Source organism: Paenarthrobacter ureafaciens, from assembly GCF_004028095.1.
GTDB lineage: Bacteria > Actinomycetota > Actinomycetes > Actinomycetales > Micrococcaceae > Arthrobacter > Arthrobacter ureafaciens.
The window spans coordinates 3,048,368-3,064,661 of the sequence record NZ_SBHM01000007.1 but is presented as its reverse complement, the minus strand read 5'-3'; the positions used below and the strand labels follow the sequence as shown (position 1 = coordinate 3,064,661).

The 16,294-nt window shown below is 64.5% G+C and carries 11 protein-coding genes; 3 read left to right on the top strand and 8 right to left on the bottom strand.

All coding sequences use genetic code 11. The features are described 5' to 3' along the window. Nucleotides 1-8: 8 nt before the first annotated feature. From cydD to AUR_RS18290, 3 genes are read right to left on the bottom strand one after another with little or no spacing between them, the layout of a single operon-like run. Nucleotides 9-3,446: a thiol reductant ABC exporter subunit CydD gene (cydD, locus tag AUR_RS18300; RefSeq protein WP_062096173.1), complete on the bottom strand. Its 3,438-nt coding sequence runs from the start codon at nucleotides 3,444-3,446 to the stop codon at nucleotides 9-11. A gap of 7 nt (nucleotides 3,447-3,453) precedes the next feature. Continuing rightward, nucleotides 3,454-4,530, bottom strand: a complete 1,077-nt coding sequence (cydB, locus tag AUR_RS18295; RefSeq protein ID WP_062096172.1) for a cytochrome d ubiquinol oxidase subunit II — start codon at nucleotides 4,528-4,530, stop codon at nucleotides 3,454-3,456. Between the two features lie 15 nt (nucleotides 4,531-4,545). After that, nucleotides 4,546-6,150, bottom strand: a complete 1,605-nt coding sequence (locus tag AUR_RS18290; protein ID WP_062096171.1) for a cytochrome ubiquinol oxidase subunit I — start codon at nucleotides 6,148-6,150, stop codon at nucleotides 4,546-4,548. Between the two features lie 274 nt (nucleotides 6,151-6,424). Between AUR_RS18290 and AUR_RS18285 the strand changes: the two genes are divergently transcribed. Together AUR_RS18285 and AUR_RS18280 are read left to right on the top strand one after the other, a co-directional pair. After that, nucleotides 6,425-6,805, top strand: coding sequence for a BlaI/MecI/CopY family transcriptional regulator (locus AUR_RS18285; RefSeq protein ID WP_031216740.1), 381 nt, complete (start codon nucleotides 6,425-6,427; stop codon nucleotides 6,803-6,805). 11 nt (nucleotides 6,806-6,816) lie between these two features. Beyond that, complete coding sequence (locus AUR_RS18280; RefSeq protein WP_021473123.1) at nucleotides 6,817-7,815, top strand: M56 family metallopeptidase; 999 nt, start codon at nucleotides 6,817-6,819, stop codon at nucleotides 7,813-7,815. Between the two features lie 18 nt (nucleotides 7,816-7,833). Here AUR_RS18280 and AUR_RS18275 read toward each other — a convergent pair whose 3' ends face one another. Then, entirely contained in the window at nucleotides 7,834-9,942 is a 2,109-nt protein-coding gene (locus tag AUR_RS18275; RefSeq protein ID WP_021473124.1) for a DNA gyrase/topoisomerase IV subunit B, read from the bottom strand. Between the two features lie 254 nt (nucleotides 9,943-10,196). On the opposite strand from AUR_RS18275, the gene AUR_RS18270 reads away from it, so the two are divergent. After that, on the top strand, nucleotides 10,197-10,418 hold the full coding sequence (locus AUR_RS18270) for a DUF7455 domain-containing protein (protein WP_021473125.1): 222 nt from the start codon (nucleotides 10,197-10,199) through the stop codon (nucleotides 10,416-10,418). A 329-nt stretch (nucleotides 10,419-10,747) separates the two neighbouring features. On the opposite strand, the gene AUR_RS18265 is transcribed toward AUR_RS18270, so the two are convergent. The 4 genes from AUR_RS18265 to AUR_RS18250 all read right to left on the bottom strand — a co-directional run bounded on the left by AUR_RS18265 (nucleotide 10,748) and on the right by AUR_RS18250 (nucleotide 16,053). Continuing rightward, entirely contained in the window at nucleotides 10,748-12,058 is a 1,311-nt protein-coding gene (locus AUR_RS18265) for an RNA polymerase sigma factor (RefSeq protein WP_021473126.1), read from the bottom strand. A gap of 267 nt (nucleotides 12,059-12,325) precedes the next feature. Then, nucleotides 12,326-13,645, bottom strand: coding sequence for a DUF4192 domain-containing protein (locus AUR_RS18260; RefSeq protein ID WP_062096170.1), 1,320 nt, complete (start codon nucleotides 13,643-13,645; stop codon nucleotides 12,326-12,328). A gap of 86 nt (nucleotides 13,646-13,731) precedes the next feature. Next, complete coding sequence (locus AUR_RS18255; RefSeq protein ID WP_062096168.1) at nucleotides 13,732-15,078, bottom strand: MFS transporter; 1,347 nt, start codon at nucleotides 15,076-15,078, stop codon at nucleotides 13,732-13,734. A 36-nt stretch (nucleotides 15,079-15,114) separates the two neighbouring features. Then, complete coding sequence (locus tag AUR_RS18250; protein WP_128397227.1) at nucleotides 15,115-16,053, bottom strand: proteasome assembly chaperone family protein; 939 nt, start codon at nucleotides 16,051-16,053, stop codon at nucleotides 15,115-15,117. Between the last annotated feature and the right edge of the window lie 241 nt (nucleotides 16,054-16,294).

The following is a 16,294-nucleotide window of genomic DNA, read 5'->3' as shown; positions in this document are numbered from 1 at the left end:
GAAACAGGCTACTGACCAGTCGGGTGTCCCACCAGTTCCGCCGCGCTTTCACTGACGGTCTGCCGATCCGGCAGGTCAAGGCGGGCGTCGGCCGGATCGATGTCGGCCGGGTTATGGGTCACCAGAACCACGGTGATGTCCTTCAAACCCCGGCGCAGGGCAGTCATCATGGTTTCCGCGGACCCGGCGTCCAGGTGGGCCGTCGGCTCATCGAGCAGGAGGATCCTGGCACCGGTCAGGAGTGTCCGGGCCATGGCGAGCCGCTGCCGTTCGCCGCCGCTGAGGAACACGCCACCTGGCCCGATCCGCGTATCGAGTTTCCCGGGAAGGGTCTCCACGAGCGCATCCAGGCCAACATCCGCCAGCGCCCTGTACATTTCCGCTTCGCCGGGTTTGTTGGCGGCGGGCCTGCCGAGCATGAGGTTGCCGCGGATGGTGGAGTCGAAGAGATGTGCCTCTTGGGGGCACCATGCGACGGTCCCGGACAACCGGACAGTGCCTTCCGTGACAGGGAGGAAGCCGAGGAGCACGGACAGGAGCGTGGATTTGCCCGAACCCGACGGTCCGGTGACCGCAAGCCACCGTCCGGGCCTGGCCTCGGCCGAGACGTTGGAGAAGACCGTGGGCCCGTCGGGCCAACGGGCGGCAATGCCGTCCAACAGGAGTCCGGCGTGAGGAAGCAGGGCGGGCGCGACCGCGCTGCCGTCGTCGTGCGCTTTCCCTACTACTGGGCGCGGTTCCGTACCGGCCTCCGGCTCCTTGTCGAGTCCTCCCGCGGCGTCGAGTGCCCCCGCGGCACTGACCCGTTGAAGGACGGCTGCAAGTGCCGGGGCCTGCCGGACAGCCGTCACCACCCCGGCGTAGGGCTCAACAAGCGCCAACTGCATCAGGACGATCACAGCCACAAGTTCGGGCTGGACTGCTGTTCCGGCGGCAAGGGTTCCGGTCCACAGCGCGGCAAGGGAGCATCCAAGGACGGTGACCGCCTGTCCCAGCCCCTCGGCCCAGGCGGAGCGCTGCGCCGCTGTGGTGGCGGCCCGGTCCTTGTCGCGGAGAACCTTGAGCAGCGGTCCTGCTACGCGGTTGGCCGTCAGGTCTGCACGGGCGTCAAGGGCGGCGGCCACGCCACCAAGCACCTGTGACCGCAGCCTCTGCTCGGCTTTTGCTGCGTTCCTGTCAGCCAGAAGGGACAGGGCCGGGGCTGCCAACAGGCCGCAGAGCGCGGCAAGGATGGTGGCCGGCAGCGCACCCGGCAGCACTATGGAGGTTGCAATGACGGCGGCCGCGCCGACTCCGATTGCGGTCAGTGGCGGGAGGACCACGCGGGGCAGGAGGTCCCGCAGCGTGTCGACGTCGTCGACGATGGCGCCCAGGACGTTGCCTCCCTGCAGCAGGCGGCGGAGGGCAAGTGCCCGGCGGGACAGCGTTCCCCAGAGAGAACCCCGCAGCGTCGTCATGGCTGCGAAAATTGCGTCGTGGGTCAGCAAACGTTCACAGTAGCGAAGGACGGCCCTGCCGATGCCGAAGAACCGCACTCCCACAATGGCGCCCAGCAGGTAGAGGATGGGTGGCTGCTGGCTGGCCCTGATGATCAGCCAGCCGGAGAGGCCGGAGAGAGCCACGGCGAAGAGCGCGGCGAGGACACCTACCGCGGCCGCGGCGGTGAACTTCCAGCCGACCGGCTTCAGGACGGCTGCGAGCGCTGTGGTTGCGGCGAAGCGTCCGGAACCACCCGCGCCGAGAGCCGGGCTGGCCGGGGCGTCGTCGATGGCTGGGCGCGGAAACTCCGCCGGGGCAACCGGCAGGCCACCGGCGGGTGCGGCGGCGCCGATGTTCTCCGTCCCACGCTCACCGCCGGTTTGCCCGGACGGCCCCAGATGCACCGTGGTGTCTGCAAGTGCCTTGGTTGCTGCGTCGTGGGCAACAAGGATCACAGTCGCTGACCCGCGCAAGGACTCTATGGTGGTGCGCACCACCGAAGCGGTCAGGGGGTCAAGGTGGGCCGTTGGCTCGTCCAGCAGCAGGATGGAAGCGCCGGACCGGAGCCGGGCCAGTCCGCGCGCCAGCGCGACGCGCCGCAACTCACCGGGGCTGAGTTCGGCGGGATGCTTGGCCGCCAGATGGCCGGCGGCCACTGCTTCGAGGATCCGGGCGACGGCGTCGTCATCGTCGCTCGCGCCCAGGTACAGTTCGATTTCCTCCTGCACGGAATCGCAGGCGATCACCGGATGCTGTGGCACCAGGGCGACGTCGTCGGGACCTGCCCCGGCCAGTGTGCCCTGCACGCTGGCTGTGGCCCCATCCCCCACCAGTCCCGCGAGCACGCCCAGCACGGTGCTCTTTCCAGCACCGCTGGGACCGTCCAGGGCGGTCACCATCCGTGCAGGGGCGGTGAAGGACAAGGTCCCGACGGCGGCAGCGTTCCGTCCCGCGAAACGGACGGAGAGGTCTCTGACCACAACCTGGCCGGGTGCCGCGCTGTGGGCGGGGGCATCGGAAATTCGTGTGGACCGGGGCGCGGACAGGACTTCGGTGGTCGTTTGCAACGCCTCACGGCCGTCGTCGCTGGCGTGGTGCGCTGTTCCCAGTTCCCGGAGGGGCAGGTAGCAGTCGGGGGCCAGGATCAGGGCAAGGAGGCCTGCTTCGAGGGCCATGTCCCCGCCCACCAGGCGTACGCCGATGAAGACGGCTACCACGGCAACGGAAATGGTTGCGATGAGTTCAAGGGCGAGCGCGGAGAGGAACGCCGTCCGCAGCGTCACCATGGTCCGGTTGCGGTACTGTTCGGAGATTTCTTCCAGTGCTGCGCGTTGCTCGCTTGCCCGGCCCAGGCCAACCAGGACCGGCAGTCCCTTGGCGAGTTCGAGGATGTGCCCGGACAATCTGCGGAGCGTGCTTTGGGCGTCCTTGACATGGTCCTCGGTGTGCCGGCCGATGAGGACCATGAACAGCGGAACCAGGGGGACGGTCAGGACGATGACCGCTGCGCTGACCCAGTCCGCGAAGAGGATCCTGGTGCCCACCAGCAGGGGTATGGCTGCGCAGTTCACCAAGGCGGGCAGGTACTGCGTGTAGTAGTTGTCCAAGGCGTCCAGTCCCCTGGTCGCCAGGATGGCCAGGCCGCCGTCGTTGAGGCTGCCCGTGGTGGACCCGCCGTCGGACAGTGCCCGATCGATCAGCTGCGCCCGCAGTTCCTCTTTGACTCCCAGCGCCGCCCGGCGCGAGGCGATACCTTGGCCCCACACGGCGAGCGACCGGAGCACCGTGCCCGCCGCCCCCAGAGCCAAGCCACTCCTCCAGTCGGCACCGCCGCCGGCGATGCCGGCCAGCATCCCGGCCACAGCCTGGGCCATGAGGACCAACGCGAGGGCTTTGAGGGCGGCAAGCAGTCCTATGCCATACAGGGCTGACCGGGTTGCCTGGCCGGAGGGAAAAGCGGGTTTCATTGGCTTCCTACGCCCCGCTCCGCGGGGACTCGGGTCCCTTGTCTCCGGCAAGCACCTTTGAGGCGATGGCCGGAAGGAAACCGTGGGCTTCAGGGATGTGGGCGGCACTGACCCTGCGGCGGAAGACCCAATAGGTCCACGCCTGGTAGGCGATCACCAGCGGCAGTCCGAAGGCCGCAACGATGCTCATCAGCCCCAGGGTGTAGTCCGAGGACGAAGCGTTGGAAATGGTCAGATCGAAGGCAGGGTCGATCGTGGACGGGATGACCACCGGGAAGGCTGCCCCGAAGATCGACGCCGTGGCGCAGAGAACGAACGCACCTGTTGCCCCGAACGCCATGCCCTCCGAGCCGGCTTTCGCCGCACGCCACGCGATTCCGACGGCGACCGCAGCCGCTGCGACGAGGACCCACGTCCACGGCTTCCCGCTGAGGAACTGCACAGCCACCATCCAGCCCAGCATGGGCAGGACCGCGAAGGGAAGCAACCGCACAAACCAGCTGCGGGCACGGTGCCGCACATCGCCGTCGGTCTTCAACGCCAGGAACGCCAGGGCGTGGACGAGCGCAAAAGCGACTACCCCGAATCCGCCCAGCACGGCGTGCCAGCTGAACCAGGACAGCGGTCCGCCGCTCCTGTCGCCGTTGGCATCGATCGGCAGGCCGGTGGTGGTCAATGCCAGGGCGGCGCCGATGCCGAAGGCTGCAACGAAGGATCCTATGGCTATTGCCCAGTCCCAGTTATTGCGCCACTTCTCCGTATCCACCTTCCCGCGGTATTCGAAGGCCACGGCGCGGAAGATCAACGCCACCAGCACCAGGAGGAGCGGTACATAGAGCGTGGAGAACAGCGAGGCGTACCAGAGGGGGAAGGCCGCGAACGTAGCGCCCGCCGCCGTGAGCAGCCAGACCTCGTTCCCGTCCCAGACCGGCCCGATCGTGTTGAGCAGGACGCGGCGATCGGTGTTGTTGCGGGCGAAGAGCTTCATGAGCATGCCGACGCCAAGGTCGAATCCCTCGAGGAAGAGGTATCCGGTCCACAGGACCGCGATGGCCACGAACCAGATGGTGGGCAACAGTTCCATGTCAGGTCTCCCGTTCTAGTAGGCGAATGCCAGGACGTCGTCGGACGTGTCCGGACCGGAGCCGCCGTCGCCCTTGCCGGAGTCCGGATCGTTGTCCTTTGTCTTTGCGGCGTGCGTGAGCTCCGGCATGGCGGAGGCGACGCCGCCCCGGACGTACTTGACGAGCAGCTTGACCTCGACCACCAGCAGGACGGCGTAGATGGCAGTCAGGACCACCAGGGACGTCATCAGTTCGCCGGCTGTGACACCGGGTGAGACGGCCGCTGCGGTGAACATGAATACCTGGTCGATCCCGTTCATGTCCGGGTTGGGCGCCACGACGAAGGGTTGGCGTCCCATCTCGGTGAAGATCCATCCGGCGGCGTTCGCCCCGAAGGGTGCCAGGATCCCGAAGACCGCCAGGCGCATGAGCCACTTGGATTCGGGCACCACGCCCTTGCGGGTCACCCACAGGGCAAGGAGGGCAGCCAGTGCGGCAATACCGCCAAAGCCGATCATCATGCGGAAGCCCCAGTAGGTCACTTCCATGACCGGTACGTACTGGATTTCCTGGCCGGCCCGCTCGCCGTAGAGGGGGTTGTCCGGGAGGTGCGTTCCGTACTTCTCCTTGTACTCGCCAAGGAGGCTGTTGACGCCTTTGACTTCGGTGGTGAAATCGCCCTTGGCCAGGAAGGACAGGATGCCTGGAACTTCAATGACGGCAACAATGTCATCGCAGTTGCTGGCACCAAGGTTGCCGACGCTCAGCACCGAAAAACCGGTTCCGTCGTGGCAGGCAGCCTCCGCGGCCGCCATCTTCATGGGCTGCTGCTCAAACATCAGTTTTCCCTGCAGGTCACCGGTGATCGCGGTTCCCGCGAAGGACACCATGGCCACCACGGCGCCGATGCGGAGCGAACGCATCCATACCGTGTAGTCGGTCTTGTCGCGGCCGGCGATGGCGGCCTCTCCGGGAACCATGGTGCCGTCCGCGCGGACGACGTCGATGCCGTCGTGGCGGCGGCGCCAGAGGTGGTACCAGGCAATGCCCAGCAGGAACGCGCCGGCTACGCCTAGTGCGCCGAAGAGCGTGTGCGGGACCGCTACCAGCGCGGTGTTGTTGGTGAAGACGGCCCACGCGTCGGTCATGACGGGACGCCCGTCCACCATTTCCACGCCCACCGGGTGCTGCATCCACGAGTTGGCCACGATGATGAAGTAGGCCGAGAACACTGAACCGATCACCGCGATCCACAAGCAGGCCAGGTGTACGCCACGCTTGAGCTGCTTCCATCCGAAGATCCACAGGCCCAGGAAGGTGGATTCGACGAAGAAGGCAAGCAGGGCCTCGAGGGCCAACGGTGCGCCGAATACGTCTCCGACGAACCTGCTGTACTCGCTCCACGCCATGCCGAACTGGAATTCCTGAACGATTCCTGTGGCTACGCCCATGATGAAGTTGATCAGGAACAGCTTGCCCCAGAATTTGGTCATCCGGAGGTACTCCGGCTTGCCCGTGCGGTACCAGAGTGTCTGAATGATGGCCACCACCAGGCCGAGACCGATGGTGAGGGGCACCATCATGAAGTGGTAGACGGTGGTGATTCCGAATTGCCAGCGTGCAATTTCCAAAGCTTCCATGGCTGTCCTTCATACGGCGGCCCTTCGAGGGCCTGCATAGTTCTACATCTCGTAGAAAACTAACTTCTACAAAGTGTAGAACAACTGTGGGCGCGTCAGTCCAATTGTTCAAGTGGCGTTAGACACCCGCAAGGGGCCGGGTCGGCACGGTGGAACGCCGATAGTTCTACTTCGCGTAGAATGAAAGACTGAAAAGCGCTAAATTTATCGTGGAATGTTGGATCATCGCTCCCCGTCGAAAGATGAGCGGGGCGCGGAAGGTAGGGACGTACACATGGCGAGTCTTGGGGAACTGGAACGGGCAGTAATGGACCTGCTCTGGGCGGGCCAAGAGGCGGCTACCGCGAACACACTGCGTGATTTGCTTGCCAAGGACTCCGAAGCCGGCGACGGTTCGGCAGGCCACCAAGGCAAGGACCTGGCGGTCACCACCGTGCTGACCGTTCTCTCCCGCCTGGAAAAGAAGGGCCTCGTGGAGCGCGAACGCGGCACCCGCCCGCACCGCTACCAGGCCGTGTCCAGCCGTGCCGACCACACCGCGGAGCTGATGCACGAGGTTCTCGGTTCGGCACCGGACCGCGAAGCCGTCCTCGCCCGCTTCATCGGTTCCGTCTCGGAAAGCGAAGCTGCTGCCCTGCGCAAGATGCTCGGCTAAACTTAGCCACTATGTTCTGGACCTCATACTTCCTGGCGGTCCTGGCATTGATACTGGCGTGGCCTGTGCCCGTCCTGCTGTCGCGGGCGCACTGGCCGGCACGCTCGCCTTTCACGGCCATGGTGCTGTGGCAGGCCATCGCCCTGGCAGGTGGCCTGTCCATGATCGGCGCAATGCTGGTCTACGGCCTGGAACCCATCGGCAACAACCTCCTCGCCGGGCTCAAAAGCCTTGCCGGGATGGTCCTGAACGACGAGCCCACCACGGCGCTGGGATTTTGGCATCTGTTCGCTTTGTCCGCAGCTGCGCTGCTTACTGCCCATTTGGTCTTCACCCTGTTGCTGACCTATTACAAGATCGAACGGCAGCGCCGGCGCCACCGGGAACTCCTGGCGCTCCTTGCCTCACCGTCGTCCGACGGGTCAGCGACCATGGTCATCAACCACGACTCCCCCGTCGCGTACTGCCTTCCCGGCGGAGCCCGCTCGGTCACGGTACTTTCCGACGGGCTGATGGCGGCCTTGGAACCGGACGAACTCCGGGCCGTGGTCATTCACGAGAAGGCCCATCTTTCCCAGCGCCATGACCTGTTGCTGTGGGCGTTCGCCGCCTGGCGCCAGGCGCTTCCTTGGTTCCCCACCACCAAGCTCGCCCAAACAGCAGTGAACTCCCTGATCGAGATGCTCGCCGACGACGTCGCCCTGAGGACCGAAAGCAAAAGCACCCTCATCAAGGCCATCGCCATCGTCTCCAGCGGCTCAACCGCTCCGGCTCCAGGGTCCGCCCTCAATGCCTCCGCACTCCACACCGGAAGTGCCATCCTCGAGGGCGGCCGGGTCAGTGCCACCGGTGGAGCGGACTCGCCACGCACGACGGCGTCACGCGTCAGCCGCCTCCTCTCACCGGAGCCTCCCCTCAGCAAAGCACTGCGAAGCCTCGTCCTGGTGGCGTCCGCGCTTCTCCTGGCCGTCCCGACAGCCCTGCTGATCGTCCCCGGACTACTCGGCTAGCTCCGCCGACCCGGCTCCCTACGCGTCGATCCGCTCGCGGTCCAGCGTGGCAGCACCGGCGATGATGAACTCCTTGCGCGGCGCCACGTCCGATCCCATCAGGAGGTCGAACACTTCCTCGGCCCGCTGGGCGCTTTCGATCCCCACTTTGCGGAGGGTACGGTGCCTCGGATCCATGGTGGTCTCAGCCAACTGCTGGGCATCCATCTCACCGAGGCCCTTGTAACGCTGGATGGGCTCTTTGTAGCGTTTCCCTTCCTTGGCGAGCTTGGACAACAGCACATGGAGCTCCGCCTCGGAGTAGGTATAGATCATCTCGTTGGCCTTCTGGCCGGGGTTGATGACCTCCACGCGGTGAAGCGGCGGAACCGCGGCGAAGACCCTGCCGGCTTCAACCATCGGCCTCATGTAGCGGAAGAAGAGCGTCAGCAGCAGGGTACGGATGTGGGCGCCGTCGACGTCAGCGTCGGTCATGAGGATCACCTTGCCGTAGCGGGCAGCGTCCAGGTCGAAGCTGCGCCCCGAGCCCGCGCCCACCACCTGGATCAAGGCAGCACACTCGGCGTTGGACAGCATGTCTCCCACGGAGGCTTTCTGGACGTTCAGGATCTTTCCGCGGATCGGCAACAGGGCCTGGAAATCGGAGGAGCGTGCCAGCTTCGCGGTGCCCAGCGCGGAGTCGCCTTCCACGATGAAGAGTTCGGAACGGGCAACATCGTCGGTCCTGCAATCGGCGAGCTTGGTGGGCATCGACGACGTCTCCAGCGCATTCTTTCGCCGCTGCGTCTCCTTGTGGACGCGGGCCGAAATGCGCGACTTCATCTCGCTGACGATCTTTTCCAGCAGCAAAGCAGACTGCGCCTTGTCATTGCGGTTGGCCGAGCCGAGCTTCGCGGAGATTTCCTTCTCGACCACCTTGGCGACGATCGCGCGGACTGCCGAGGTGCCCAGGATTTCCTTGGTCTGGCCCTCGAATTGGGGCTCGGCCAACCTCACCGTCAGCACGGCAGTCAGTCCGGCAAGGACATCGTCCTTTTCGATCTTGTCATTGCCTGCCTTGAGCTTCCTTGCGTTCGCTTCCACGGTCTTGCGGAAGGTTTTCAGCAGGGCAGCCTCGAATCCGGCCTGGTGCGTCCCGCCCTTGGGCGTTGCGATGATGTTGACGAAGCTGCGGACAGTGGTCTCGTAGCCGATCCCCCAGCGCAGGGCGATGTCCACCTCGCAATCGCGCTCGACTTCGGCGATCTTGCTGTGGCCGTTCTCGTCCAGGACCGGAACGGTTTCCTTGAACTTGCCGGATCCGTGCAAACGCCAGACGTCCGTTACCCCGGAGTCCGAGGCGAGGAATTCAACGAACTCGGAGATACCGCCGTCGTGGTGGAAGACCTCCTCGTGCACGCCGTTCTCACCGGGTGTTCCTGCCAGCTTGCGTTCATCCCGGACGGTAATCCGCAGGCCCGGCACCAGGAAGGAGGTCTGCCGCGCCCGCGCCACGAGGTCGTCGTAGGAGAACTTCGCGTCCGGAGTGAAGATCTGGCGGTCCGCCCAATAACGCACGCGGGTTCCGGTCACCCCTCGTTTGGCCTTGCCGACGACATCAAGGACGGATCCTTCGACAAACGGTTCGAACGGCGAGTCGGGACCGGCCTTGCTGCCGGAGTCCTGGAAGCGTCCCGGCTCACCGCGCCTGAAGGACATCTGGTACGTCTTGCTGCCGCGGTCCACTTGCACGTCGAGGCGGCTCGAGAGTGCGTTGACAACGGAAGCGCCTACGCCATGGAGGCCGCCCGAGGCCGTGTAGGAACCGCCGCCGAACTTACCGCCGGCGTGCAGTTTGGTAAACACGACCTCGACGCCGGTCAGGCCCGTCTTCGGTTCAACGTCCACCGGAATGCCGCGGCCGTCGTCGTGGATCTCCACGGAGTTGTCCGCGTGCAGGATCACCTTGATGTCGTGGCCAAACCCGGCCAGTGCCTCATCCACCGCGTTGTCGATGATTTCCCAGAGGCAGTGCATGAGTCCCCGGGAGTCAGTGGAACCGATGTACATACCCGGACGCTTGCGGACCGCTTCCAGCCCTTCCAGGACGGAAAGATGCCGGGCGTTGTATTCAGAACTCGGTGCCACTCGCGGTGTGCTCCTTCGGGGTATAGCTCAGGGTGTTTCCAGCAGCTGTAAGCCAATGTGGTCAAGGCAAACACTGCCCATACTAGGTTAGTCGCGCGCGGCTGCCGGACCCGCCCGCCACACCCGAACGGGCGTCGAGGGCAAAGTTACGTTACGCACATGTGATACGCGGACAGCGAAAGTGACCCATCCTTGCCATGGTTCTGCCTCGAATGCTGGTTATATGGATGTACAGAACTACTAAGGAGGCCGACATGACAACAGCAGTTGCAGACCGCACGCTAAACGCAGCTGACCGATGCGATCGTTGCGGGGCTCAAGCATATGTCCGCGTTGTACTCGAGTCCTCCGGCGGTGAGCTGCTTTTCTGCGGCCACCACGCCCGCGCAGTCGAGGCCACGCTCCGGCCCCTGACCTCCGACTGGCATGACGAGACCGAGCGCCTCAACGAGAAGGCACCTGTTCCGGTCGACTGAGGGCACCACGCCTTGGTTGCGCAGATGAGTTGAGCAGATGAAAGAGCAAGGCCCCTCCCGGCGGGAGGGGCCTTGCTTCGTTAAGCACTCCCCGGTTCTTGGGCTCGGGGCCGGCACCGCACCCCTACCCGCCAACCGCACCCACTCCACGTCGACACCGCACCCCTACCCGCCAACCGCACCCACTCCACGTCGACACCGCACCCCTACGCGCCGACCGCACCCGTAGCCGGGGCGCCTGGGGCGGGTAGCGATGCGATGAGGCAGTGCCTGGAACGACATCAGCCCGGCAGGAAATTCCTGCCGGGCTGATCACCGTGCATACGGACTTAGTCCAGGTAGTCCCTGAGGACCTGCGAGCGGGAGGGGTGCCGCAGCTTGGACATCGTCTTGGATTCGATCTGGCGGATGCGTTCGCGCGTCACTCCGTAGACCTTGCCGATTTCGTCTAAAGTCTTCGGCTGGCCATCAGTGAGCCCGAATCGCATGGCGACCACGCCTGCTTCACGCTCGGAGAGCGTGTCAAGGACGGAGTGGAGCTGTTCCTGCAAGAGGGTGAAGCTCACGGCATCCGCGGGTACCACGGCTTCGGAGTCCTCAATGAGGTCACCGAACTCGGAGTCTCCATCCTCGCCCAACGGGGTGTGGAGGGAGATTGGCTCGCGACCGTACTTCTGGACTTCCACAACCTTCTCGGGAGTCATGTCCAGTTCGAGGGCGAGCTCTTCCGGCGTGGGTTCGCGGCCGAGGTCCTGCAACATCTGACGCTGGACACGTGCGAGCTTGTTGATGACTTCGACCATGTGCACCGGAATACGGATGGTACGGGCTTGGTCGGCCATGGCACGGGTAATGGCCTGGCGGATCCACCACGTGGCGTACGTGGAGAACTTGAAGCCCTTGGTGTAGTCGAACTTCTCGACTGCACGGATGAGGCCAAGGTTGCCTTCCTGGATGAGGTCCAGGAACAGCATGCCACGGCCCGTGTAGCGCTTGGCCAAGGAGACCACAAGGCGGAGGTTTGCCTCCAGCAGGTGGTTCTTGGCCCTCTTGCCATCGTGGATGATGAACTCAAGTTCGCGCTTGAGCTTGGGGTCCATGGAACCGTCGTCGGCAGCGATCTTTTCTTCGGCAAACAAGCCGGCTTCGATCCGCAGGGCGAGATCGACTTCCTGCTCGGCGTTGAGGAGCGCTACCTTGCCGATCTGCTTGAGGTAGTCCTTGACGGGGTCCGCAGTGGCACCGGCTGACATGACCTGCTGGACGGGGGCGTCGTCATCATCGGCGTCGGAGTAGACAAATCCGGAGCCTGAGGGCGCAGGCTTGTCCTTGGAAGAGGCGACCTCTTCCACGTCGTCGTCGCCGACTTCCACTTCTTCAGCAGCCGAGGGGTCGAATTCCTCGTCCTCAACCGACTCTTCGGCGTCCTCTTCGGTATCCGGGGACTTGCCGGCAGCCTCGGCCGCGGCCTTGCCACCGGGCTTGGGCCCGCGCTTCTTGGGGGCCGGCTTGCCGGAGTCACCCTCTGAAGCTTTGCTGGCAGCGCGTGTCGCCGCACGCTTGGCCGGTGCCGCCTTCTTTTCCTCAGCGGACAGTTCGGCCTGGGCGGCGGGTTCCTTCTCGACGGAAGACGGGGTCACAGAAAACCTTTCTAGCGGCGGTCTGTGGAATCACCATGTGGGCAACACCACTATGACCCTGTCAAGTCCGCGATTAATTTCAAACGCAATCGCCGCCTGCAGAGTCTCTAGGTACAACTGCCGGCGCCGCCGTATTGTTCCCTGATTAAGGGGGCAATACGGGCATTCAAACGCGGACCCAACCGGGTCTCGGCATCCATTGTCTCACGGATTTGCGAATCGTACGCCTTTGTGGAGAGCGAAAGCGTCAGCCACCGTACGGAGCGACTAGTTGCGCGAGGCTTTGTAGGTGCCCCATGCCGACTCAGGCCGCCGCGCCCAGCCGCAGATGGTGCCTTGCCCCAATACATCGTCCAGCAAGTCAGCCAATCGATAGCCCGGATGCGCCGCAGCGGCACGGAGCAGGCTGGCATGGGCCAACGACCCGTTTCCTTTGGCCCACGCGACCCATCCCTGGAGCGTGAGTGCCGCCGCGGCGAGGCCACCCTCCTCATCGTCGTAAGAAAGGGCGGACAGGATCCTTCCCAAGGAGTCCAGCAGGCGCCAGTCGGGTATTTCAGGTTCCTCGCCGAGCAGGACTCCGCCGTAAGAAGGCACCCCGGGCATCCCGTCCAACAAGGTATCTCCGGTCTCCTCGGGACTGCGGCCGTTTGAAGCGGCGCCCGCAGCGGCCGCCGGTGGCATGGCAAGCCCCAGGGCCAGGGGGTCGAAAGGAAGCGAGCTGGAGTTATCACCGGAGAAGAGATCGAAGGCACGTCCACCGGCCTTCGCGGAGGCCACGTCCGCGGCTGCCATGACAATAACGGCGTCCCGCCAGGCAGGAACGGCGAGTGTCGCCCGGAGGAACCCCATCAGTTCAGATCCGGCCGGTCCCCCGAAAACGGCCCCGGCAATGTCCGATGGACCCAGCCCATCAGCCCGGGGACATCTTTCAAGGACCTGGGCCCAAGCATCGAGTACGGCATCAAAACAGCACTCACTGCGCCCTGACTCCAACAGCTGGTCCTCGAATCGTTGCTCAGCTTCAAGGACATCAACGGCGGGCCTGCCGGGGAGGGCTAGTTTGGGCGGATCCACGGTGCTGTCCGGGGCGGCGCCCACTGTGCTTCCCCGGTACACCATCTCAGCGCTGATCCTGCTGTTGTGGATGCGCTCCAAAGGGAGACCGGGAACCGGGCAGCAAGAGAGATCGGTGCAGAATGCACTGCGCCAATAGTCGTCACCGATCAGCCAGGCGTCACGGACGGTCAAGTCCACCGGGGCCAGGGCCTCTTGCAGGATCCCCAGCAAGGGCATGGTCCAGTCCAGGACTGAACCGTCATCCCAACCTGCTGCCGAATACAGCACCAGCAGGACGCCGTCGGCGCGTTCGTCCGCCAGCAGCTGGTTCCGCACGTACGCGGCAAAATCGGCCTGGGCGTGGGGGTTGTCCGCCGGCGGCAAATCAACCCGCAGCGTTGCCCCCAGGGCCTTTCCCTGCAACGTGATTGCCACCAGGCTCTCCCGGGGCCAATAGCCCAGCAAGTGCGGGATATAGCCCAGGACGTCTTCGGGTTGATGGATGCTGAGTGTTTGCTTGATGGTCATGACTCAAGCTTGCTGTTGACCTGGAACGCCGGACAGTGGCTGTTGTGGCTATGTGGAAAAACCCCGGACTGCCAGGTGCGTGCGCGCTAGGTGCGCTCCTGGCGTGTAGCGCGCCTGCGCTCCATGCGTTCACGGCGTTGCTTGGCCAGGGTGACCACCAGCGGTGGCACATGCACTCCCTGGGCCGCCATTTGCGCCCGCACCTTGCGCCGCGTGGTGAGGATCATCAGCGTGCCAAATCCGAGCAGCACGAACTGCACACTGAGGGCTATCCGGAACGGTGCCAAACCATACAGGTTGCCTCCGGAGAATCCAGAGCCATTCAAGAGGTCCAGCACCAGGCCGATCAGATAGATGGCTACGAGTGCCGCAATGAAACCCCCAACGTTGACGATGCCGGTTGCCGTCCCGATCCGGTGCGAAGGGTTGAACGTCCGGGCGAAATCAAAACCGATCATGGAACCCGGACCGCCGACCGCCAGCACCACGACAAGCACCACCAGCAACCACAGCGGCGCCCGGTCCGGCAGCGACAATACGGCGACCCACACGATTGCGGTGGCAAGGACGATCAGCAGCACCATTGCCGAACGCCGCATCGGGTGCCTGGAGACAAAGCGTCCCACGCCGGGACCGGACACGATCGCAGTGGCAACAAACAGCGCCATGAGCCCGGATACTGTTGCCCCGTCAAGGCCTTGGGCAGAGAGCAGGAACGGATAGCCCCACGTCATGGCAAAGAGGTTGCCGCTGAATTGGACGGTGAAGTGGCTCCAGAGACCAAGCCGGGTCCCCGGCTGCTTCCAGGCACGCGACAGGGAGATGCCGGTCGCTTTAAGCCCCTGCGCCGCGTTTTGCGGGGAATGTCCCGGTGGGGCATCACGCAGGAGGGCAAGGACCAGGACGACGGCGAGGACGGACAGGCCTGCCAGGGACAGGAACGCCGGGGTCCATCCCGCGGATTGCAGCAACAACGCGAACGGGACGACGCTGAAGAGTTGGCCCAACTGGCCGCACATCCCCGTCAGTTGGGTCACGAGGGGCACCCGGGCGGGAGCGAACCACAGCGGTACAAGCCGGATGACGGAGATGAAGGTCATGGCGTCACCGGCGCCAACCAGCACCCTGCCCAGCACTCCCCCGGGGACACTGTCCGCGAAAGCCAGCTGTAACTGGCCCACCCCCATCAACACGGCCCCGCCTGCCACCATGACGCGTGAGCCGAAACGGTCCACCAGCACACCAACGGGTATCTGCAGTCCTGCGTAGACCAGCAACTGGAGGACCGTGAAGAAGGAAACAGCTGCGGCACTGGCGTGGAACCGCTCAGTGGCTTCAAGGCCCGCGACCCCGAATGATGTCCGCTGCGCCACGGCCACCAGGTAGGCGAACACGCCGATCGTCCAAATGAGCCAGGCGCGTGGAGAGTTCACCCTTTAAGTATGCCCGCCACAGGCATCAAAGCAGATTTATTGAGGCGCATCCTTGCGTGCGAGGTAGGCCTCCACGGCGGCACCGAGGTCCTCTGCATTGGGCAGCTCGTCATTCTCGTCGGCCAGCAGCGAGCGGCGGACCATGCCTTCGGACTTTTCGTCGTAGCGGGCTTCGAGGTTGGAAACTACCGCCTGCACTTCCTGGGAAGCTTCTATTTGTTCGGCGATCTGACGGACCACTTCCCGCCCGGACTCGCGCAGCCGGTCGGTCGGGAGCATGAGCGAGGTAGCAGCCCCGAGATATTCGAGCCCTGCCACCGCGGCCTGCGGATACTCGGCCTCGGAAAGGTAATGCGGAACGTGAATAACGTAGCCGGCAACATTGCGTCCGGCCTCTATGAGCCGGAGCTCCAGGATGTGCCCGATCGCGGCAGGCACTTCCACGGTAGGTTTCCAGCTCGAGATGCCGTCGATCAGTTCGGGCCTGTTTCCGTGGACGGTAACTCCCACCGGCCGCGTGTGCGGTACCGGCATGGGAATGGAATGGATCCATGTGACCAGGTTGACGTCCAGTTTCTCGACGATTCCGACGACGGCCCGCGAGAAACGTTCCCACTGCAGGTCCGGCTCAAAACCGGCGAGCAGGAGGAAAGGCTGGCCAAGCCCGTCCTTGAGCTTGTACAGCCCAAGCTGCGGGGGCTGGTAGTCCTGCAGGTGGTCCTCAACGAAGCTGATGTGCGGGCGGCGCGAACGGTAGTCGATGAGCTGGTCGGCGTCGAACATTGCCACCACCTCGGCGTCGAGCTGGTCCAGCAACTCCGCGTTGATCTGCCGCACTACTTGTCCGGCGTCGGCGAAACCGGTGAATCCCATCACCAGGTTCAAGCCCCGCAGTTCGGGGCTGTGGAAGATCTCGATGTTGCTGGCATAGAGCGCCTCGGGGTCCAGGAGGGAGCCGGATATCCGTTCAAACACGGCATGTTCCTTTCGCTGTGGCAAAGTTTCACGGGGTCGGCCGTGAGGGGAGACCCCAAGGCGGCCGAAGACCATTCCCCATGGTCCGTATTCATACAACGCCGCACGTCGGGCTGGCATTCCTGCCTGCCCGTGTGCCGCAGCTCTCATTTAATTGCCGTCCGCAGCCCGCAAGAGACTACGATCGAAACGGGCCGGCATCCTTTTCGTTAAGCTGGCCCTAGACCAAGGCCGCCGTCGC

What these genes read in the sequence shown, in the direction of transcription:
- AUR_RS18285 (WP_031216740.1), top strand. Translation starts at nt 6,425, where the DNA reads ATGGCGAGTCTTGGGGAACTGGAACGGGCAGTAATGGACCTGCTCTGG.
- cydB (WP_062096172.1), bottom strand. Translation starts at nt 4,530, where the DNA reads ATGGAACTGTTGCCCACCATCTGGTTCGTGGCCATCGCGGTCCTGTGG.
- AUR_RS18260 (WP_062096170.1), bottom strand. Translation starts at nt 13,645, where the DNA reads ATGACCATCAAGCAAACACTCAGCATCCATCAACCCGAAGACGTCCTG.
- cydD (WP_062096173.1), bottom strand. Translation starts at nt 3,446, where the DNA reads ATGAAACCCGCTTTTCCCTCCGGCCAGGCAACCCGGTCAGCCCTGTAT.
- AUR_RS18290 (WP_062096171.1), bottom strand. Translation starts at nt 6,150, where the DNA reads ATGGAAGCTTTGGAAATTGCACGCTGGCAATTCGGAATCACCACCGTC.
- AUR_RS18270 (WP_021473125.1), top strand. Translation starts at nt 10,197, where the DNA reads ATGACAACAGCAGTTGCAGACCGCACGCTAAACGCAGCTGACCGATGC.
- AUR_RS18280 (WP_021473123.1), top strand. Translation starts at nt 6,817, where the DNA reads ATGTTCTGGACCTCATACTTCCTGGCGGTCCTGGCATTGATACTGGCG.